At 61.8% G+C, this 16,880-nt stretch carries 19 protein-coding genes and 1 tRNA gene; 7 read left to right on the top strand and 13 right to left on the bottom strand.

All coding sequences use genetic code 11. The features are described 5' to 3' along the window. Positions 1-34: 34 nt before the first annotated feature. Positions 35-1,168 (top strand): tRNA guanosine(34) transglycosylase Tgt, encoded by a 1,134-nt coding sequence (gene tgt, locus X566_RS20250; RefSeq protein WP_034470985.1) that lies wholly within the window; start codon positions 35-37, stop codon positions 1,166-1,168. 148 nt (positions 1,169-1,316) lie between these two features. Here tgt and X566_RS20245 read toward each other — a convergent pair whose 3' ends face one another. Next, the gene (locus X566_RS20245) at positions 1,317-1,535 is read right to left on the bottom strand and encodes a hypothetical protein (RefSeq protein ID WP_034470983.1); all 219 of its coding nucleotides are present in this window, start codon (positions 1,533-1,535) and stop codon (positions 1,317-1,319) included. Positions 1,536-1,936: 401 nt separating this feature from the next. Between X566_RS20245 and cysK the strand changes: the two genes are divergently transcribed. After that, positions 1,937-2,926 carry a cysteine synthase A gene (gene cysK / locus X566_RS20240; RefSeq protein WP_034470979.1) on the top strand — a complete coding sequence of 330 codons (990 nt, stop codon included), beginning with the start codon at positions 1,937-1,939 and terminating at the stop codon, positions 2,924-2,926. A 61-nt stretch (positions 2,927-2,987) separates the two neighbouring features. Here cysK and X566_RS20235 read toward each other — a convergent pair whose 3' ends face one another. From X566_RS20235 to X566_RS20215, 5 genes are all read right to left on the bottom strand, one after another. Beyond that, positions 2,988-3,713 (bottom strand): PilZ domain-containing protein, encoded by a 726-nt coding sequence (locus X566_RS20235; RefSeq protein ID WP_081740372.1) that lies wholly within the window; start codon positions 3,711-3,713, stop codon positions 2,988-2,990. Positions 3,714-3,897: 184 nt separating this feature from the next. Continuing rightward, complete coding sequence (locus X566_RS20230) at positions 3,898-5,337, bottom strand: DHA2 family efflux MFS transporter permease subunit (protein WP_051444488.1); 1,440 nt, start codon at positions 5,335-5,337, stop codon at positions 3,898-3,900. Between the two features lie 266 nt (positions 5,338-5,603). Then, a complete protein-coding gene (locus tag X566_RS20225) occupies positions 5,604-6,878 on the bottom strand; it encodes a cytochrome P450 (protein WP_034472592.1) in 1,275 nt (424 codons plus the stop codon). Between the two features lie 142 nt (positions 6,879-7,020). Continuing rightward, a complete protein-coding gene (locus X566_RS20220) occupies positions 7,021-8,277 on the bottom strand; it encodes a cytochrome P450 (protein WP_034470978.1) in 1,257 nt (418 codons plus the stop codon). A 376-nt stretch (positions 8,278-8,653) separates the two neighbouring features. Further along, on the bottom strand, positions 8,654-8,920 hold the full coding sequence (locus X566_RS20215) for a hypothetical protein (protein ID WP_034470976.1): 267 nt from the start codon (positions 8,918-8,920) through the stop codon (positions 8,654-8,656). Positions 8,921-9,121: 201 nt separating this feature from the next. Between X566_RS20215 and X566_RS20210 the strand changes: the two genes are divergently transcribed. Beyond that, positions 9,122-9,583: a hypothetical protein gene (locus X566_RS20210; protein WP_034470974.1), complete on the top strand. Its 462-nt coding sequence runs from the start codon at positions 9,122-9,124 to the stop codon at positions 9,581-9,583. Positions 9,584-9,760: 177 nt separating this feature from the next. On the opposite strand, the gene X566_RS24100 is transcribed toward X566_RS20210, so the two are convergent. The 3 genes from X566_RS24100 to X566_RS20200 all read right to left on the bottom strand — a co-directional run bounded on the left by X566_RS24100 (position 9,761) and on the right by X566_RS20200 (position 10,908). Beyond that, positions 9,761-9,946 (bottom strand): hypothetical protein, encoded by a 186-nt coding sequence (locus X566_RS24100; RefSeq protein ID WP_152540045.1) that lies wholly within the window; start codon positions 9,944-9,946, stop codon positions 9,761-9,763. 228 nt (positions 9,947-10,174) lie between these two features. Then, entirely contained in the window at positions 10,175-10,351 is a 177-nt protein-coding gene (locus X566_RS25090) for a hypothetical protein (RefSeq protein ID WP_160170503.1), read from the bottom strand. A 203-nt stretch (positions 10,352-10,554) separates the two neighbouring features. After that, positions 10,555-10,908 carry a GrlR family regulatory protein gene (locus X566_RS20200; RefSeq protein ID WP_034470970.1) on the bottom strand — a complete coding sequence of 118 codons (354 nt, stop codon included), beginning with the start codon at positions 10,906-10,908 and terminating at the stop codon, positions 10,555-10,557. A 157-nt stretch (positions 10,909-11,065) separates the two neighbouring features. Between X566_RS20200 and X566_RS20195 the strand changes: the two genes are divergently transcribed. Next, the gene (locus X566_RS20195; protein WP_034470968.1) at positions 11,066-11,971 is read left to right on the top strand and encodes a DMT family transporter; all 906 of its coding nucleotides are present in this window, start codon (positions 11,066-11,068) and stop codon (positions 11,969-11,971) included. An 18-nt stretch (positions 11,972-11,989) separates the two neighbouring features. On the opposite strand, the gene X566_RS20190 is transcribed toward X566_RS20195, so the two are convergent. Continuing rightward, complete coding sequence (locus X566_RS20190; RefSeq protein ID WP_034470965.1) at positions 11,990-12,604, bottom strand: cupin; 615 nt, start codon at positions 12,602-12,604, stop codon at positions 11,990-11,992. Positions 12,605-12,747: 143 nt separating this feature from the next. On the opposite strand from X566_RS20190, the gene X566_RS20185 reads away from it, so the two are divergent. Continuing rightward, positions 12,748-12,942, top strand: a complete 195-nt coding sequence (locus tag X566_RS20185) for a hypothetical protein (protein ID WP_034470962.1) — start codon at positions 12,748-12,750, stop codon at positions 12,940-12,942. 414 nt (positions 12,943-13,356) lie between these two features. On the opposite strand, the gene X566_RS20180 is transcribed toward X566_RS20185, so the two are convergent. Beyond that, positions 13,357-13,578: a hypothetical protein gene (locus X566_RS20180; protein ID WP_034470960.1), complete on the bottom strand. Its 222-nt coding sequence runs from the start codon at positions 13,576-13,578 to the stop codon at positions 13,357-13,359. A gap of 237 nt (positions 13,579-13,815) precedes the next feature. Between X566_RS20180 and X566_RS20175 the strand changes: the two genes are divergently transcribed. Beyond that, on the top strand, positions 13,816-14,808 hold the full coding sequence (locus X566_RS20175) for a tripartite tricarboxylate transporter substrate binding protein (RefSeq protein ID WP_051444387.1): 993 nt from the start codon (positions 13,816-13,818) through the stop codon (positions 14,806-14,808). Between the two features lie 201 nt (positions 14,809-15,009). Continuing rightward, positions 15,010-15,615 (top strand): acyloxyacyl hydrolase, encoded by a 606-nt coding sequence (locus X566_RS24095; RefSeq protein ID WP_244434874.1) that lies wholly within the window; start codon positions 15,010-15,012, stop codon positions 15,613-15,615. A 733-nt stretch (positions 15,616-16,348) separates the two neighbouring features. Here X566_RS24095 and X566_RS25615 read toward each other — a convergent pair. Together X566_RS25615 and X566_RS20160 are read right to left on the bottom strand one after the other, a co-directional pair. Beyond that, positions 16,349-16,546, bottom strand: a complete 198-nt coding sequence (locus X566_RS25615) for a hypothetical protein (protein WP_160170502.1) — start codon at positions 16,544-16,546, stop codon at positions 16,349-16,351. 70 nt (positions 16,547-16,616) lie between these two features. After that, positions 16,617-16,692 (bottom strand) — tRNA-Lys (locus tag X566_RS20160). Positions 16,693-16,880 lie beyond the last annotated feature (188 nt).

The raw sequence follows: 16,880 nt of genomic DNA, 5'->3' as shown, positions 1-16,880 counted from the left end.
GGATCATGTCTAAAACAGACGACAAGCCTTACGAATGACTGTACCCAATCATTTCGAACTGTTGGCCAGCAACGGCCAGGCCCGCACCGGACGGCTGACGACGCCGCACGGCGTGGTGCGCACGCCCGCCTTCATGCCGGTCGGCACCGCGGGAGCGATGAAGAGCCTGCACTGGCGCGACGTGCGCGAGGCCGGTGCCGACATCGTGCTCGGCAACACCTATCATCTGATGCTGCGCCCCACCGCCGAGCGGATCGCGGCGCTGGGCGGCTTACAAACCTTCACCGGCTGGAACGGACCGATGCTGACGGACTCCGGCGGCTTCCAGGTGATGTCACTGGCGCAACTGCGCAAGGTAACCGAGAAGGCGGTGACATTCCGCTCGCACATCGACGGCGCGACCGTGGTGCTGTCGCCGGAGCGGGCGATCGAGGTGCAGCGGCTGCTCGGCGCTGACATCGTCATGCAGCTCGACGAGTGCGTGCGGCTGCCGGCCAGCCGCGATGAGATCGAGCGGGCGATGCAGCTCTCGCTACGCTGGGCCGAGCGCTGCAAACGTGCGTTCGAGGATGCGCCGCCAGGCCACATGCTGTTCGGCATCGTACAGGGTGGTGACGTGCCGATGCTGCGGCAGCAGAGCGCACAGGCACTGACCGGCATCGGTTTCCACGGCTACGCCATCGGCGGGCTCGCGGTCGGCGAGCCGCAGGCGGTGATGCTGGCGATGATCGAGGAGACGGCGCCGCTGTTGCCGGCCGATCGCCCACGCTACTTGATGGGGGTCGGTACGCCGGAGGATATTCTGGAAGCGGTGCGACGCGGCATCGACATGTTCGACTGCGTGATGCCGACGCGCAACGGCCGCCACGGGCTGGCGTTCACGCGGCGCGGCTCGGTCAACTTGCGCAACGCGCGCCATGCGGACGATCCGCGGCCGCTGGATGAGGAGAGCCCGTGGCCCGCGGCGCGTACCTATTCGCGCGCCTATCTGCATCATCTCGTCAAGGCCAACGAGGCGCTCGGCGCGATGCTGCTGTCCGAGATCAACATCGCCTATTACCAACAGTTGATGGCGGGCCTGCGCGATGCGATTGCCGCAGGTCGATTCGATGACTTCGCGGCGGCAACGCGCGCAGGCTGGGAGCAGGGCGACATCGCGCCGCGCTGACAGATCTTTCGCATTTGGCGCACGGTGAGAGCATCGCGCGCCATCATATCGTATGGCGTTGCAAGCTTGTTGTTGGGAGCGGAGACCGTCAGGTGCAGACAATCTGCAGACGTTCCATCACAGACAGGCCCGTTCAGTTGCAGGCGGTTTAATTGCAGATGAACGCCTGCTTGACGGCATGCCGGGTGACGAAGCCGTAGCCGCAGGTCTCACAGCTCCAGAGATAGCTCAGCTCACCCTCGGCAGAGAATGCAGATCCTTCGGCAGCGATCAGCGAGTCGGCGCAGATCGGGCAGACCGGCCGATCGCTTGCGCGCGGAGCCGGACGAGGGATGTCGGACGATAGAGCTTCAGCAATCGCTGGCATCGTGACCTCCTCTGGATTTTGCCTGTGAATGCTTGAGCCTTGTGTGCTCTCGAGCCTTGTGTGCTCTCGCAGCCACTGTATCAACAATTAGCTTGACGATGTCGCGACACAAATACGTTGATTTCACGATTTTCGGTTTTCGCGACGCGGCGCGATTCACGTTGCGGTGAACGTTTGTGATTGCAGCGCAGGCGCAACTGCGATTGTGCGCTGCAAGCAAGCATCCTTCGCCGGACGCATGTGTTCAGGATCGGAGTGAAGAGCAGCTTAGAACGCTTTGCTGCAATTGATCCAATTTTTGCCGAAACTTTCTGCGTCGGCCTTGCTGCACCGCGAGTGACATCTGCGCTATGGTCGCGAGCAGCTGAACCAAACAATGCCGAATAGCCGGAGCATGTCCCATGTCGTCGCCAGCCGTCCAAGCCAAGCCTGCCGATACCGCCGCTACACCGGGGCGCGGACGTATCTACGACAGCATCGCTGACGCAATCGGCGATACGCCGCTGGTGCGGCTCAACAAGCTGCCGCAGCAGCATGGCGCCAAGGCCACGGTGCTGGCCAAGCTCGAATACTTCAATCCGGCGGCCAGTGTGAAAGATCGCATCGGCTCGGCGATGATCGCGGCGATGGAGAAGGCGGGCATCATCAATCCCGATACGGTGCTGATCGAACCGACTTCCGGCAACACCGGCATCGCGCTTGCCTTCGTGGCGGCGGCGAAGGGCTATCGGCTGAAGCTGGTGATGCCGGAATCGATGTCGATCGAGCGGCGCAAGATGCTCGCCTATCTCGGCGCCGAGCTGGTGCTGACGCCCGCCGCGCAAGGCATGAAGGGGGCCATCGCCACCGCCGAGGAGTTGAACCGCACCACGCCGAACTCGGTGATCCCGCAGCAGTTCAAGAACCTTGCCAATCCGGAAGTCCATCGCCGCACCACCGCGGAGGAAATCTGGAACGACACCAAGGGCAACATCGACTTCTTCGTTGCCGGTGTCGGCACTGGCGGCACCATCACCGGTGTCGGCCAGGTGCTGAAGCCGCGCAATCCGTCGCTGAAGGTGATCGCGGTTGAGCCGGAGGAGAGTCCGGTGCTGGGTGGTGGTCAGCATACGCCGCACAAGATCCAGGGCATCGGCGCGGGCTTCGTGCCGGAGATCCTCGACCGTTCGGTGATCGACGACATCATGCGCGTCAACGGCGCTACTGCAATCGAAACTTCGCGGGCACTGGCGCGGCTGGAAGGCATTCCAGGCGGTATCTCCTCGGGGGCTGCGATCGCGGTGGCGATCGAGATCGCCAAGCGGCCTGAGAATGCGGGCAAGACCATCGTCGCGATCGTGCCGTCGTTCGCCGAGCGCTATCTCTCGACCGCGCTGTTCGAGGGGATTTAGACGCCTGGGAGATACGATGCGGCCCGCCAGATGTGGCCGCATATCGCCTCAGCCAAGCGCGTCACACGGGAAGCAGTACGATCTCTCGCGCGCGGTCGCGCGGTGCCTTGTTGGTATCGTCCGCGGCGGGCTTGATATCGCCTGCGGCGGGCTTGGGATTGCCCGCGGCGGGCGGCGGCGCGGAGCGGATGACGAGCCGCTCAAGATGGGTCCGGTTCTGCGGTTCGACGAATTTGACCGCGAATCCGTCCGGCAGCAGCCTGACGACGCGGCCGACACAGCAGCCGATCGCCAGCGGCGTTCCCACCTGCGGCTGGACCTTCGCCGAGACCGCCACTCCGGACATCGACATGTCGATGACGAAACAGCTTTGAATGCTGCCGTCAGCCAGCGTCAGCATCGAATGCGGATTTTCCGGCATGATGCGCGGATCGCCCCTGACGTCGCGAACGCTCGGGTCCTTCTGCTTCTTCTCGAGCCAGGTCAATTTGCTCGCGAGCTTCTCGCGCATCGCCCGCGTCATCTCCAGTTCGAGCAGGAATTTGCCCGCAGCGGTGTCGGTGATGCAGCCGGTGAGATTGCCGAAATCGCGGAAATATGACGAGAGGCGATCCCCCAGCTTTCCGACCACCGGCACCTCCACCATCATCTGGAATGGCGAAACGCGGGTCGCCCGGCAGGCGAACGTGCGCGGCTTGCCTTGCGGATCGTACCAGTTCGGCAGGGTATAGCTCCCGCCCACGGCGATAGTGACGGCCCGCTGCTTGAGAAATGCTTCGATCGACACGGTGCATCCTTGGTCGCACGTTGGTCTGCCGAAGGGTTACTGCCGTACCATGGCACCGTGAAAGCGGGTTCCGGTTTTGAGGTTGTCCCTGTCTTTCTGGTGCGCTGCCAATTCGAGGCAAAGATAAATCGTTTTGTCCGGACTTGGCTGATGCACCATCCTGCGTCGCTGCGCGAGCAAATGCTCAGCTTGCTTTGCGGCGCAGCGTCTCTTCAGTCGCAGCTGGAGCGGGTTGCGGTCTGGGTGGGCGGTTGGCGATCTCGCTGCCGGCATCGGCGGGCAGCCGCAGGCAGACGAAGAACGACGAGGCAGTGACGAGTGCGATGGTGATGAAGGCGTAAGGGAAGTCGGCCGCCGTCGGTGACGTATGTCCGTGCCACTGCATCGCCAGTTCGACCGCCAGCGCACCGATGGCGACGCCGGTCGAGATCGCAAGCTGCGACGACACCGCCAACAGCGAGGTCGCGTGCGACATCTTCGCAGCGCTCACGTCGGCGAAGGTGATGGCGCTGAAGGTGGTGAACTGCAGCGAGCGGATGAAGCCGTTGAAGATCAACAGCGGTACCATCAACCATAGCGCCGTCTCCTTCGAGAACAGGGCGAAGGCGGCGAAGGTCAGCGACACCAGCGGTCCGTTGATCAGGAACAGGTTGCGGAAGCCGAAGGCGCGCAGCAGCGTCGGCGCGAACGGCTTTACCAAAAGTACGCCGATCGAGGTCGAGATCACCAGGAAGCCGGATTGTAGCGGTGACATGCCGAAGCCGAGCTGGAATAGCAGCGGCAGCAGGAACGGCATTGCGCCAAGGCTCGTGCGGAACAGGAAACCGCCGAACACGCTGATCTCGACCGAGCGCAGCTTTAATAGGCCGAGATCGAGCACCGGATTGTCAATCCGTCGCAGCCGCAGCACATACAACGCGATCATCACGGCGCCGAACACGGCGAGCCCGAGATCGACGAACAGCGGCACCGAGGCGTTACGGGTCAAGGACAGGCCGAAGGCGAGGCCGCCGAGGCCAAGACCGATCAGGAGCATGCCGACAATGTCGAAGCGCTCGGCGCGCTCGACTTTGATATCGGGGATGTACTTCGTGACCATGACGATGCCGAGCAGGCCGATCGGGATGTTGACCAAGAATATCCAGTGCCAGGTCGCGACCGTGACGATCAGGCCGCCGAGGGGTGGGCCGAACAGCGGTCCGGCCAGGCCCGGTATCGACATGAAGCTCATGGCGTTCAGCAGCCGGCTCTTGTCCACAGAGCGTAGGATGATCAATCGCGCCACCGGCGTCATCATCGCGCCGCCCATGCCCTGCAGCACGCGGGCGGCGACGAACGCCGGCAGCGAGTTCGACAGCGCGCAGCAGATCGAGCCAGTCATGAATACAATGATGGCGGCGCGGAAGACGTTGCGCGCGCCGAAGCGGTCGGCAAACCAGCCGGAGACCGGGATGAAGATTGCCAGCGCCAAGAGATAGGCGGTCACCGCCACGTTCAACTTCAGCGGCGTGGTGTTGAGGTCCGCCGCGATCGCGGGCAGGGCGGTGGCGATGATCGTCGAGTCGATCTGTTCCATGAACAGCGCGACCGCAACGATAACGGCGATGAGCTGTTCTCTTTGCATGGCTTCCGGCGTTTCCGTCCGCTTTGGTACGGACGCCGCCAACCTAATTCATCGCCTGCGCGGTGAGGATTGCCGGCTTGGCGTAAGCCCCGCGCCCGGGCGCATGGCATGTCGTCAAACGGAACGAGAGCCATGCCGTGAGCAGCATGAGCAGACGGCGATCGCTCACGCCAGCGACGACAACCAGCCGACGCCTAACATGAAAAAGGCCCGGCGACAGCCGAGCCTTCCTTCTGCTGTAAGAATACGATGCGTGCGATGGTGCGTTATGCCGGAATACGCACCTGCAGGATCTCGTAGCCTTTGACGAAGTTGGAGTAGGTCCGCTTCGGCTCCTCGACCACCTCGATGGTGGGGAAGCGCTTCAGGATTTCCTCCCAGGTGATGCGCAGCTGCAGCTCGGCCAATCGCAGACCGAGGCAACGGTGGACGCCGAAGCCGAACGACAGGTGATTGCGTGGACGGGCGCGGTCGATGATGAACTCGTTCGGGCGATCGATCACCTCGTCGTCGCGGTTGCCCGAGACGTACCACATCACTACTTTCTCGCCCTTCTTGATGGTCTTGCCGCCGAGCTCGGTATCCATCAGGGCCGTCCGGCGCATATGGGTAAGCGGGGTCTGCCAGCGGATCACCTCCGGTACGAAGCTGTCGATCAGGGCCGGATTTTCGCGCAGCTTCTTGTCCTGATCTGGGAACTGGCTCAGCGCATAGACGCTGCCGGAGAGCGAGTTGCGCGTGGTGTCGTTGCCGCCGACGATCAGCAGGATCAGATTGCCGAGCAGGTTGTCCGGCGTCATATCCTTGGTGGCTCCGCTGTGGGCCATCATCGACAGCAGGTCGATCTTTTGCGGCTGCTTGGCGCGCTCCTTCCAGAGCTCCATGAAGTAGGCGAGGCATTCCTGCAGCTCCGCTTCGCGAGCCTTCTCGGAGGCGATGATCTCGCGGTTTCCAGGTGCTGCGGTGGCGACATTCGACCAGCGGGTGAGCTTGCGGCGCTCCTCGAATGGGAAGTCGAAGATCGTCGCCAGCATCTGCGTGGTCAACTCCACCGATACGCGGTCGACCCAGTTGAAGGTCTCGTTGCGCGGCAGGTCGTCCAGGATCATGCAGGCGCGGGTGCGAATGATCTGAGCGAGCTGGTCGAGATTTTCCGGCAGGAACAGCGGCTGCACCGTCTTGCGCTGATCGGCATGACGGGGGTTGTCCATCGCAATGAAGCTTTCCTTGCGATAGTCGACCTTGACGTCCTGGATGCCGATGCCGCCGAGATGAATGTCCGAGGAGAAGACACTGTGGTTGGTGTCGACGCTCATGATGTCGTTGTACTTGGTCACCGACCAGTAGGCACCGACGCGGGTCTCGGCGCAGTAGTGGATCGGCGCTTCCTTGCGCAGGCGCTCGAAGTACGGCCAGTGCGTGTCGGTGCGATAAAGTTCCGGATCGCTGACGTCGATCTTGTCCAGCGGCAGCGCATAAGCGCGCTGGCGCGCTTCCTCGGCCGCGGCTTGTTTGACTGCTGCTGCGAGAGTCCCGTGCATGGCGTCGTTTCCTGTGTCCGTGTCGAAGCTATTGGTGTCGAAACTGGTGTCCGGCAAATGGCTTCTGGCGTCCATGATGCCATGAGGTCGATACGACCCGGCGACGGTCGCCGGATCGTATCGTTGATCGTTCGTCCTGCGCCTATGCGGTGATCCGCACCGGCAGTTTATCGTAACCCTTGACGAAGCTCGAATACGGCCGGACTGGCTCGCCGACCACTTCGATCTTCGAGAAGCGCTTGAGAATCTCCTCCCAGATGATCCTGAGCTGCAGTTCCGCAAGGCGCATGCCGACGCAGCGGTGGATGCCGAAACCGAACGACAGGTGCGTGCGCGGGCGCTTGCGGTCGATGATGAACGCGTCGGGATTCTCGATCACGTCGCCGTCGCGGTTGCCCGAGACGTACCACATCACCACCTTGTCGCCCTTCTTGATCTGCTGACCGCCCAGCGTCACGTCATGCAGGGCGGTACGGCGCATGTGCGCGAGCGGCGTTTGCCAGCGGATCACCTCCGGCACGAAGCTCTCGATCAGCGCCGGGTTCTCACGCAGCTTCTTGTACTGATCCGGATTCTCGTGCAGCGCCATGATGCTGCCGGACAGTGTGTTGCGCGTGGTGTCGTTACCGCCGACGATCAGCAGCACGAGATTGCCGAGGAAATTGTTCGGATCCATGTTCCGCGTGGCGTCGTTGTGGGCCATCATCGACAGAAGATCGCTCTTCAGCGGCTGCTTGGCGCGCTCGTTCCACATCTTGCCAAAGTAGCTCGCGCATTCGAGCAGGATTTTCTGCCGCTCCTCTTCGGTCTCCACCAGCTGACCGGGAGCCGGAATGGTGGTCGACACGTCCGACCAGTGGGTGAGCTTACGCCGTTCCTCCCACGGGAAATCGAACAGCACTGCCAGCATCTGCGTCGTTAACTCAACCGACACGCGATCGACCCAGTCGAAGGTCTCGCCGATCGGCAGGTTGTCGAGGCAGGAGGCCGAGCGCTCGCGGATGGCGATGGCGAGGTTGTCGAGATGCGTCGGCGTGAACATCGGCGCCACGGTCTTGCGCTGCGGTCCATGCCGCGGCTGGTCCATGGCGATGAAACTCTCGCGCCGATACTCCATCGGCACGTCGCGGATGGTGATGCCGCCGAGATCAGCTGCCGAGGAGAACGACTGATGGTTGGTTTCCACTTCCATGATGTCGTTGTACTTGGTCACCGACCAGTACGGACCGAACATGCCGTTCTTGCAGTAGTGGACCGGCGCTTCCTTGCGCAGGCGCTCGAAATAGGGCCAGAACTCGTAATTCACGAACAGATCGGGATTGCCGACGTCGATGTCCTCGAGGGGCATCGAATAGGCGCGCTCACGCGCGGCCTCGAGCGGCTTGATGTTGCCATGCATGGCGTTTGCTCCGCTTGGCAATCATCCGCTTCTGTGGCCCTGGATGATTGCGTTATCATTCGCGCAAGGTGCCACTTTGAATGATTACAATCTCTCGCCTGAGGATTTGCAAGCACCCCCAGCAGTAAAAATGTCGCGTGCGTCATTTTCGCAGAATCCGCGTGCCGGGCGACCCAAGCGGGGCGGGCTGCCAGCCGTGCCCGCGACCGGCTAAAGCCGCAGCCAGTCCAACGGTTTAATCAAGAGAGTGATGCGGGGCCTTTGGCCGGGCAGGGCCAAACAGGGGCAACGGCCGAGATCACTGGTGCAATGCACCCGCGCTGGACCTTACGGCTGCATCGTTACGGCAGGGCCACCGGGGGCCGTCGCGTTCCCGTTACAGCTCGTCGCTTCCCTGATTCTCCAGGTCATCGAGATAGATTTGCAGCGGCGCCTGCACGATCAACCGTGGTTCGGTCTGATCATCCAGGAACCGCTGGGCGAAGCCGACGGATTCGAGCTCGGCAACGGCTGCGTCGAACGCGGCATCGCTTAACCCCGAGGCGGCTTTGACGGCGCTTGCAGCCGGGCCATCGCCCTGCACCAGCGGTCCCACTGCGTCGCGGAGGGTGAACGCCAGATTGAGAGCCTCGCCGCTCAGCATGGTTCCTTCCTTCTCTCGCCGATTGCCGCCGGAGGTAGCGCATGGCCCAGGCCGCGACAAGCTTGCGAGGGCAAGCGAGCCTGAGCCACAAGCGATGTGATCTCTCGCACAGTTTCCGGACATAGCCGCCATTAGCGTTCTCGCTATGCGTCCGATGATGCGCCGCGATTTGCGGAGCAACGCAGCAACAGGAGAACGACGATGAGCGGCACGATCAAGGCAACGGGCCAGGTGGCGGCGGTGGTGCTGTTGCTTGCAATGACAACTGCGCAGGCGAAGGCGCAGTTCGGCGGCGGTGCTGGGGGCGAGAATATGATGACACAGTTTGCGCCGATGCTGGAGATGATGAAGGCGAAAATGGGCAAGAAGCGCTTCGCCATGCTGATGCAGACCGCGGGCCCGATAATGAGCAAGATGATGGAAGGCGGCGGAGGGTTCGGTGGAGGCTTGGGCGGACTTGGTGGTGGACCTGGCGGAGGTTTTGGCGATGGTGGCTTCGGCACCGACGGTATGGGCGGCGATATCGGTTTCACCGGCGGTGGCGGCAACATCATGGGCATGCTAGGCGGGAGCGGGATGATGGCGATGCTGCCGCAGATGATGAGCATGATCAACACTGGTGGTGGACGACACGGCAAGCGCAGGCGGGCGCGGCATCGCTGATGCGGCGCCGGCTGCGTCCTGTTTTACTAGAGTTACGCGAAGGGAAGCCGCGGGACCTTGTGTCCGCGGCTTCCCGTGTTTGACGCAGGGAAATCCTGGCACGGTCGGACCAACGGACAACCGGGAAACCGGCCACTTCATGACCGGTGTCATAACCAAACGAACGGAGCGGCGCGGCTACTGTTCGAACACCGCGCGGCAGGCCGCGCTCAGATTGGCCCTGTTGCGGCGCAGGCAGGCGGTGATCTTCGGCACGCTTGGGATTTCCCCGGCGCACAGGCGGTAGACGTCGGGGGTGCAGGCGCGCCGTTGAGCGGGCGTACCAGGCGTATTCGCGGCCATAGCCAGGCCCGCGCTCAGCATCGCCAGCGTCAATGCGGCAACGGCGAATGGGACACGCCATGCAGCGTGTCCTGATTGAGCTTGTGGATCACGGCTCCTGTTTCCGCTCTGCACCACGATGCGTCTCCCGATGATCAGGGTGGATATCCGGAAGTTTTGGTCGGCCAGCCCAACCAGGTCCGTGACCGAGATCACGCACGCGCGGATTTTGTCCTGCGTCGCCGCGAAGACGGGTAGGAACAGATGAATCTAGCGGCGCCACTGCTCCGGCCAGTAGCCGGCCTGCTCGACGGCAACGAGCACGATGATCACAGCAAGCGTCACCGCCACCACGATCAGGCGGATGCTCCAGCTCATGCCGCGGCTGACCCACCAGAGTAGGGCGCAACTCATCAGCACTGGGACGATGACCTCAAGCGACAGCACAGAATCTCCACGCGACGATCCAGTGGATCGGATTTGACATTCGCATCCCACCTAACCGCGGATGCGCCATGGGAATGTCAAATCCAAAGCTCCACTAAGCTCTTATGTTTGTTAGTGGTTCTTTGATTCCAACATTTGCAAACATTGTGGCCGCAGCGGGATGCAAATGTTGAAATCGAACCACTAGGGCCGCAGATTGCGCACTACGCCTCGGCGCGAACGAGCTGGCGCAGCGTCGCCTTAAACATCAGGCTCTGCTTGCCGACCAGGGCAACGCCGTTCATGGTCGCCGCGGTCTCGGTGTAGCTGCCGGAGATGCCGATGCTCACGCCACCGCCACCGAACAGCGGATTGACGTCCGGACTCGGAGTGTGCTGATCAACGATCACCTCGCCGCGAAAGGTGCCGTTGGCCGGATGCAGGCTGTAGGTGCCGGTATAGAACAGGTAGGCGTCGCCGCCAAGAATCTGGCCATCGTGGAATACCAGCACACCGCTGCCGCGGCCGGAGCGGCCATCGAGCAGATCTACATGGATCGAATACAGCCCGTTTTGCATTGCATCACTCGTCTTGTCCGGATGTTTGTAGACCCATGCGGCTTTTTGTAAACCGTGGGCATTTGCCGCTGGGCTGTGATGGCAAAGCACAGGTATAGATCGGCGGGCAGGGCGCGGGCGATTCCCTCCGCAAGGCCTGCGCTGTGCGACATCGGATATGCCTAACAATAACAACAACCAAGTGGCCGATCCGCGCGCGCTGGTCTTCACGGGGATCGCCGTGACCACGGCGGCATATTTCCTGTTCACCCTGCACGACGCGGCGGTGAAATGGCTCGTGGCCTCGTTCGCGGTCTGGCAGATCCTGTTCGTCCGTAGCCTGACGATCCTGGCAGGTTGCCTCGCTTTCGGCGGCCGCGGACTGATCCGCAAGACGATCCGCTCGCCGGTGGTCAAGCCGATGTTCCTGCGCTCGTTTCTTTTGGCGGCGGCGTGGTTCTGCTTCTACACCGCCGCCCGCGAGCTCCAGCTCGCCGAACTGACGACGATCTACTTTGCCGCGCCGATCATCGTCACGGTGCTGGCGATCGTTGTGCTGGGCGAGCAGGTGTCGCTCGTGGGCTGGATCGCCGTGCTGACCGGCTTTGCCGGCGTGTTCATCGCCTGCGATCCGGCCAATCTCGGCCTATCGTGGCCGGTGGCGCTAGTGCTGTTTGCTGCATTTGCCTGGGCGCTGGCGATCGTGCTCTTGCGCAAGATCGCGCTGCACGAACAGAGCCTGGTGCAGATGACGCTGAACAACAGCTTCTTCCTGGTGATCACGATCATCCCGCTAGCACTGGTGTGGCGCAGGCCGGACCTCGGTGACCTTTTGATGCTGATCGGTGTCGGCGTGATCGGCGGCGGGGCGCAGTTCCTGCTGATCGAGGGAATGAAGCGTGCGCCGGCCTCGGTGTTGGCGCCCTTCGAGTACACCGCATTGGTCTGGGCGTTCGCGCTCGGCTATCTGATCTGGAGCGACGTGCCGCGCTCCGGTGTGGTCTATGGGGCAACGCTGATCATCGCCGCTGGGCTGATGGTCATCGTCGGCGAGCGTCTGCGCCGGTATCCAGCTAAAGTCTGACGCGGATAGACAGGACGATCATGCCTCGCGGCGTGGACGGCGCCAGGCCGTGAGCAGCGGCCCCTGCGTGCCGTAGAGCGGGTCCTTCCGGGGACGAGGCACCCGCGGAATGGTGCGGCTGGCGCGGGCATGGTCTTCGCTACGCGTGCATTCGTCGTAGGTGCCTTGCGGCGGGTAGGCGCCAACAACCAGGAAATCTTTGCTGGCATCGAGGCAATGGTGTCCGGTGCCAGCCGGCAGGATGGCGACGTCGCCGGCCTTGAGGGTGAGCTTGCGGCCTTTCAGCCCGCCGAACTGCACGGTTGCACGGCCGCGGGCGATACCAAGGACCTCGTGAATCCGCGCGTGATAATGCACGTAGTCGTAGATGCCATTGCGCCAGCTATCGCCCCAGCCATTGGCGCCGAACAGGTCTTCCAGCACCGCCGCCGGATCGAGCCCATCATCGAACCGCACGGCGCCGCGATAGAGGATCAGCGGCCAGCGCGGGTGATTGGGGATAATACCGTCATCCTCGAAGCGGAACAGATGGGCTTTTCGGGCACGCACACTGTCCGCCCGCTGATCAGGCGACGGACGGCCGCGGCCGGTCACCCGTTCCGCAACCCGCTTGATCTCCTCAACCACAGCCATGACGGTACCTCGCTCCGGCTCATACCGGCAACGATCCGTTGCCCCGCCAGTTCCAGCGGGACCCCAGGATGGCGCAGGGCAGCGCATGTTCTGAGGAACGCAGCCGCGTGTTGCCTCGTTAAGACTGAAAACGGGAGACGAGTATGTGGGATTTCTATCAGACCAGCGCGACGCAGCTCTGGCTGTGGTTCATCGGCGCGTTCGTGCTCGGCGGCGCGCTAACCTATGGTGCGATGCGCGCGGGCCAGCTTAAGGGGTCGCATCGTCTGCAGGTCGAACGCAACACCATCCGTCGCGATGAGGCCGAGGACCCGCAGAAAGCGCAACGCGCGCGGTGACGTAGTGCGACTTTCGCGCAATCGCGCCTGGTTCTGCGCTCAGCGCAGGATCGACAGGATCAGCGTTGAACAAAGAATGACGTAACCCGCGACGACCGCGGTGAGATAGCCTTTGACGGCGAGATCCATACGCATGACCAAACTCCCGACACCCCAGAGCGAGGAGATTCGGGGCAATTGATTAAAGGTTTTGGAATCGCGATGGTTAACGCCTGTTTTTTTACGCTATGGCGCCGCCGGCCAGGCGGGGATTGAGTTTGGTGATCCGCAGGATGCGTTCGTTACACGGCGAGAGCACGACCGAGGATGCAAGCGTCCGCTGCGACAAAGCCGCCATGCCGGCCGCTCGGGCGGCCGGATTTTTGTATTGCGACAGGAAAGCTATTGCGACAGGAAAGCTGCGGCCGTTTGGCCTCAGCCCTTCATGCATTTGGTGACGTAGCTCTTCTTCGCAGCACCGGCGAGCGCCTTGCCGTCTGCGCTCTTGGCGGAATCCTCGCAGCACTTCTTCATGTAGCTCGACTTGGCGGCACCAGCGAGCGCCTTGCCGTCGGCGCTGACAGCCTTACAGCTCTGGGCATAACCTGGCGCTGCGGCGAAGGCGCTGAGCATGGCGGCGATCACGAGACGTTTCATGGCGAGACTCCCTGGTGGTCTGGTTCGGGACCGAAACATTAGCGCGAAGTTGCACGCGACGGGAGGGGGAAGGCGGCCGGCGCGCAGGGGCCGGTGTCCGATCTCGCAACCAGAGCAAACGGTTGCTGAACGATACGGTTGCATTGCGATCGATCGCGGAAACCACCGGCCTTGCCGGAGCGGCCGAATAAGCGCACGCTGTGCCTAAGACAAAAACAAAATCAGAGGGAGATCACCATGCCGCGCCGCTTGACCCGTCGTCAGATCCTTGTTCGAGGTGCGGGAGCGGCCGCTGCCTCACTCATCGCGGCACCTGCGATCGCGCAGGACTGGCGGCCGGCGAAGCCGGTTCGCGTCGTCATCGGCGATGGCGCGGGCGGCGGCACCGACCAGGTCTGCCGCGTCTTTCTCGAATACATGACCAAGAAGCTCGGCCAGACGCTGGTGGCCGACAACAAATCCGGTGCCAACGGCGTCATGGCGGCAACCGAGCTGAAGAACGCACCGGCGGACGGCTACACGCTGATGTATCTCGTGTCATCGGCGCTGATGACGCAGAAGGTGCTCTACAAGAGCCTGCCTTACGATCATGCCAAGGACTTCCAGCCGGTCGGGGCGTGCCCCGTCGCAGGTCTCGCGCTGGTGGTGCATAATTCGACCGGCATCACCAACATCGACGAGTTCGTCGCGTTCGCGCGCAAGAACCCGACCAACATCGGCACCTATGGCGCGGGGTCTCTGGCGCATATCGGCGTCGCGGCGATCGAGAAGCAATACGGCCTGACGTTCTCGACCGTGCATTACCGCGGTGGCGCGCCGATGTGGGCCGATGTCGCCGGCGGATCGGTGCATGCCGCGATCGGTGGCGGCGCCGGCGCGCAGAACGTGGTCGACATGGGCAAGTGCAAGGCGATCGCGATCCAGGGCCGCAATCGGCTGTTGAAGCTGCCCGACGTGCCGACGTTCCTCGAACTCGGCGCGACCGAGCGCGGTCTGTCGCTGATGGGACATACCTGCATGATGGCGCCGGCGGGCGTGCCGGAGAATATTGTCGAGCTCTACTCGCAGTTGATGGTGGAGTCCGGCCGCGATGAAGCGACCTGGCAGAAGTTCCTGATCGTCGGTGCTGAGGAAAAGCCGATCAGCCGCCAGCAGCTGAAGAAATGGATCGTCGAGGAGGGGCCGATCTGGGCCGAACTGACCGCGGGCCTGGGCCTGACGCCGAGCTGAGAGGCTGAGGGCCGCTATCGCTGGCGCCGGCAAAGCTGCCGGACGCTGGCTTGCGGAGCGCGAACCAAAGTATGGGGATGGAGGTGTCGGCCAAGCCGCCAGCCTTGACATTGCAAAATTCTAAGAGCAGCCTGCTGTCTTTAAAAGTAGGTATTTTCAATGAGACTTGGTGACTTTCGCAGGATCCATGTCCTTTTGCTTGTGCTTGGTGGTCTTGCGGCAGCACTGCCGGCGCGGGCTGCCGATCTTGCGGTGACCCCGCCTGTCGGCCTCAGTTCAGGTCTGGCGCCAGCTCCCTATGACCGCTTCGAGGCTCGTTTCGGTGCCTTCGCCCACGGAACGGGCAGCGCCGAACAAGGTACGATCAGCCTCAACGCCGAGATCGTCACGCCGCGCCTTTACGGGGTGGACGGCTTCTGGGCTTTTCTTGTGCCTCGCGTTCATGCCGGCGGCTTCGTCAACCTTTCGGGCCGCACCAATCATGCGTATGGCGGCCTGCTCTGGACGATCCCGGTCTACAAGAGTTGGTTCGTGGAAGGATTCTTCGGCGCTGCCATCCATGACGGCTCGCTGGCCGGCACCGACAGACAAGCGGCCCTCGGCTGCTATGTGCTGTTCAATGCTGGCGGGTCGATAGGCTATCGTATCAATCAAAACTGGTCCGTCATAGGGACTTTCAATCACATCTCCAATGGCAATCAGGTCTTCGATCGGCGCTGCAGTGAGAACGAAGTCACCGCACTGCGTTCGCGTGGCCGCAATCAGGGCCTCAATCATTGGGGTGCGCGGATCAGCTACGCGTTTTAGCGGCGAGGCTGCGGGCAGGCCGACGCTCACGCATTTTACGCCCGCTCTCGAATCCGATCAGCAGCCGCCAGCTGAAAAATAGGTTATCGGGGAGGGCTCCGGTCAGCAGGGCCAAACTTGCCGAGGGTATGGGTTTACGCTGAGTTGAGGCTGGCCTCATCGATAGCCGTATCTCGGCCCACCGCTCTATCCCAAGCCAATATCCGTTAGAAAGCGGAGCCTCTTTTCAAGCTCGCTGCACATTGTTGTGCAGCTTCCATGTTGTTCAGATAGTGCAGATAACGAGGCTGCTGCAAATCGAACGGAATATCATTTGGTGATTGAGTAATGGGAATAAGGTGTTTGCCGAGCGTGTGGGCTATACCTGCTTCGTAAAACACGTTCGGATTTCGGCCCGTAAAGTCACAGATAACGACGGTAGACCTATAAATGAGGCTGAAAATGTCCTGAATAATCGCAGAATGTTCCCAAATGTCGCTTGCTCGCTGCAATCGTAGTCCAACAGAGTTGGCAGCTAGCCTGATCGACGCAAAGACGTCGTCGAACGTCTTGTCGAAAGGCATCATCACGCAACAAGTTGATGATCGATCGATTGATCGGGAATATCAAAGACCTGTGGTTGAAAGACAATCTTCGGTCCCGGTTTGGGTTTGCTGGAAATATTCAGAACGTCATCGATACCATTATCGACGTATGAACGAATGACTTCAGCATTTGGCCGGATTACGATGGATTATTGCGGTAACGACTTCGAGGACATTCCGGGGTAGTCGGGATCACCCCAACTTAGACTACGAAGAAGTCGAGAGTGCTTGTTTATAGTGTCCGCGCATTCGGTCAGAACACCTAATTCCATCCAGCGTTCGTTGTTGAAACTGTCAACGATCGCCGCTTTGAGGCGCAATATTTCAGGTGCAAGAAGTGGAGACATCAATTTAAGGGCACGTTGCGAGCGTCCATCTAATATTATTGGTCTTAAAGCATTGGTTTTTATTGCTGCATGGTGAGCGCGGAGGGACTCGAACCCTCGACCCCATGATTAAAAGTCACGTGCTCTACCAGCTGAGCTACGCGCTCACTAGCCGCGCTGTGTAAGAGCCGCGCGGGCAGGGGTCAAGTCGTCTGGCCCGTCTTTCCCAAGCCGGGACAGGGCAAAAACCGCACCAGGGCCAAAAAGATAGCCGGAACTGCTCATCCGGGCTCTGCGGCCGCCGCATGGGCGCGCCGGGCGAAAAAACAAGAATCAGGGATGTTTTGCCGCTGCC

This window comes from Afipia sp. P52-10 (assembly GCF_000516555.1).
GTDB lineage: Bacteria > Pseudomonadota > Alphaproteobacteria > Rhizobiales > Xanthobacteraceae > P52-10.
This window is presented reverse-complemented; position numbering and strand designations above follow the sequence as displayed.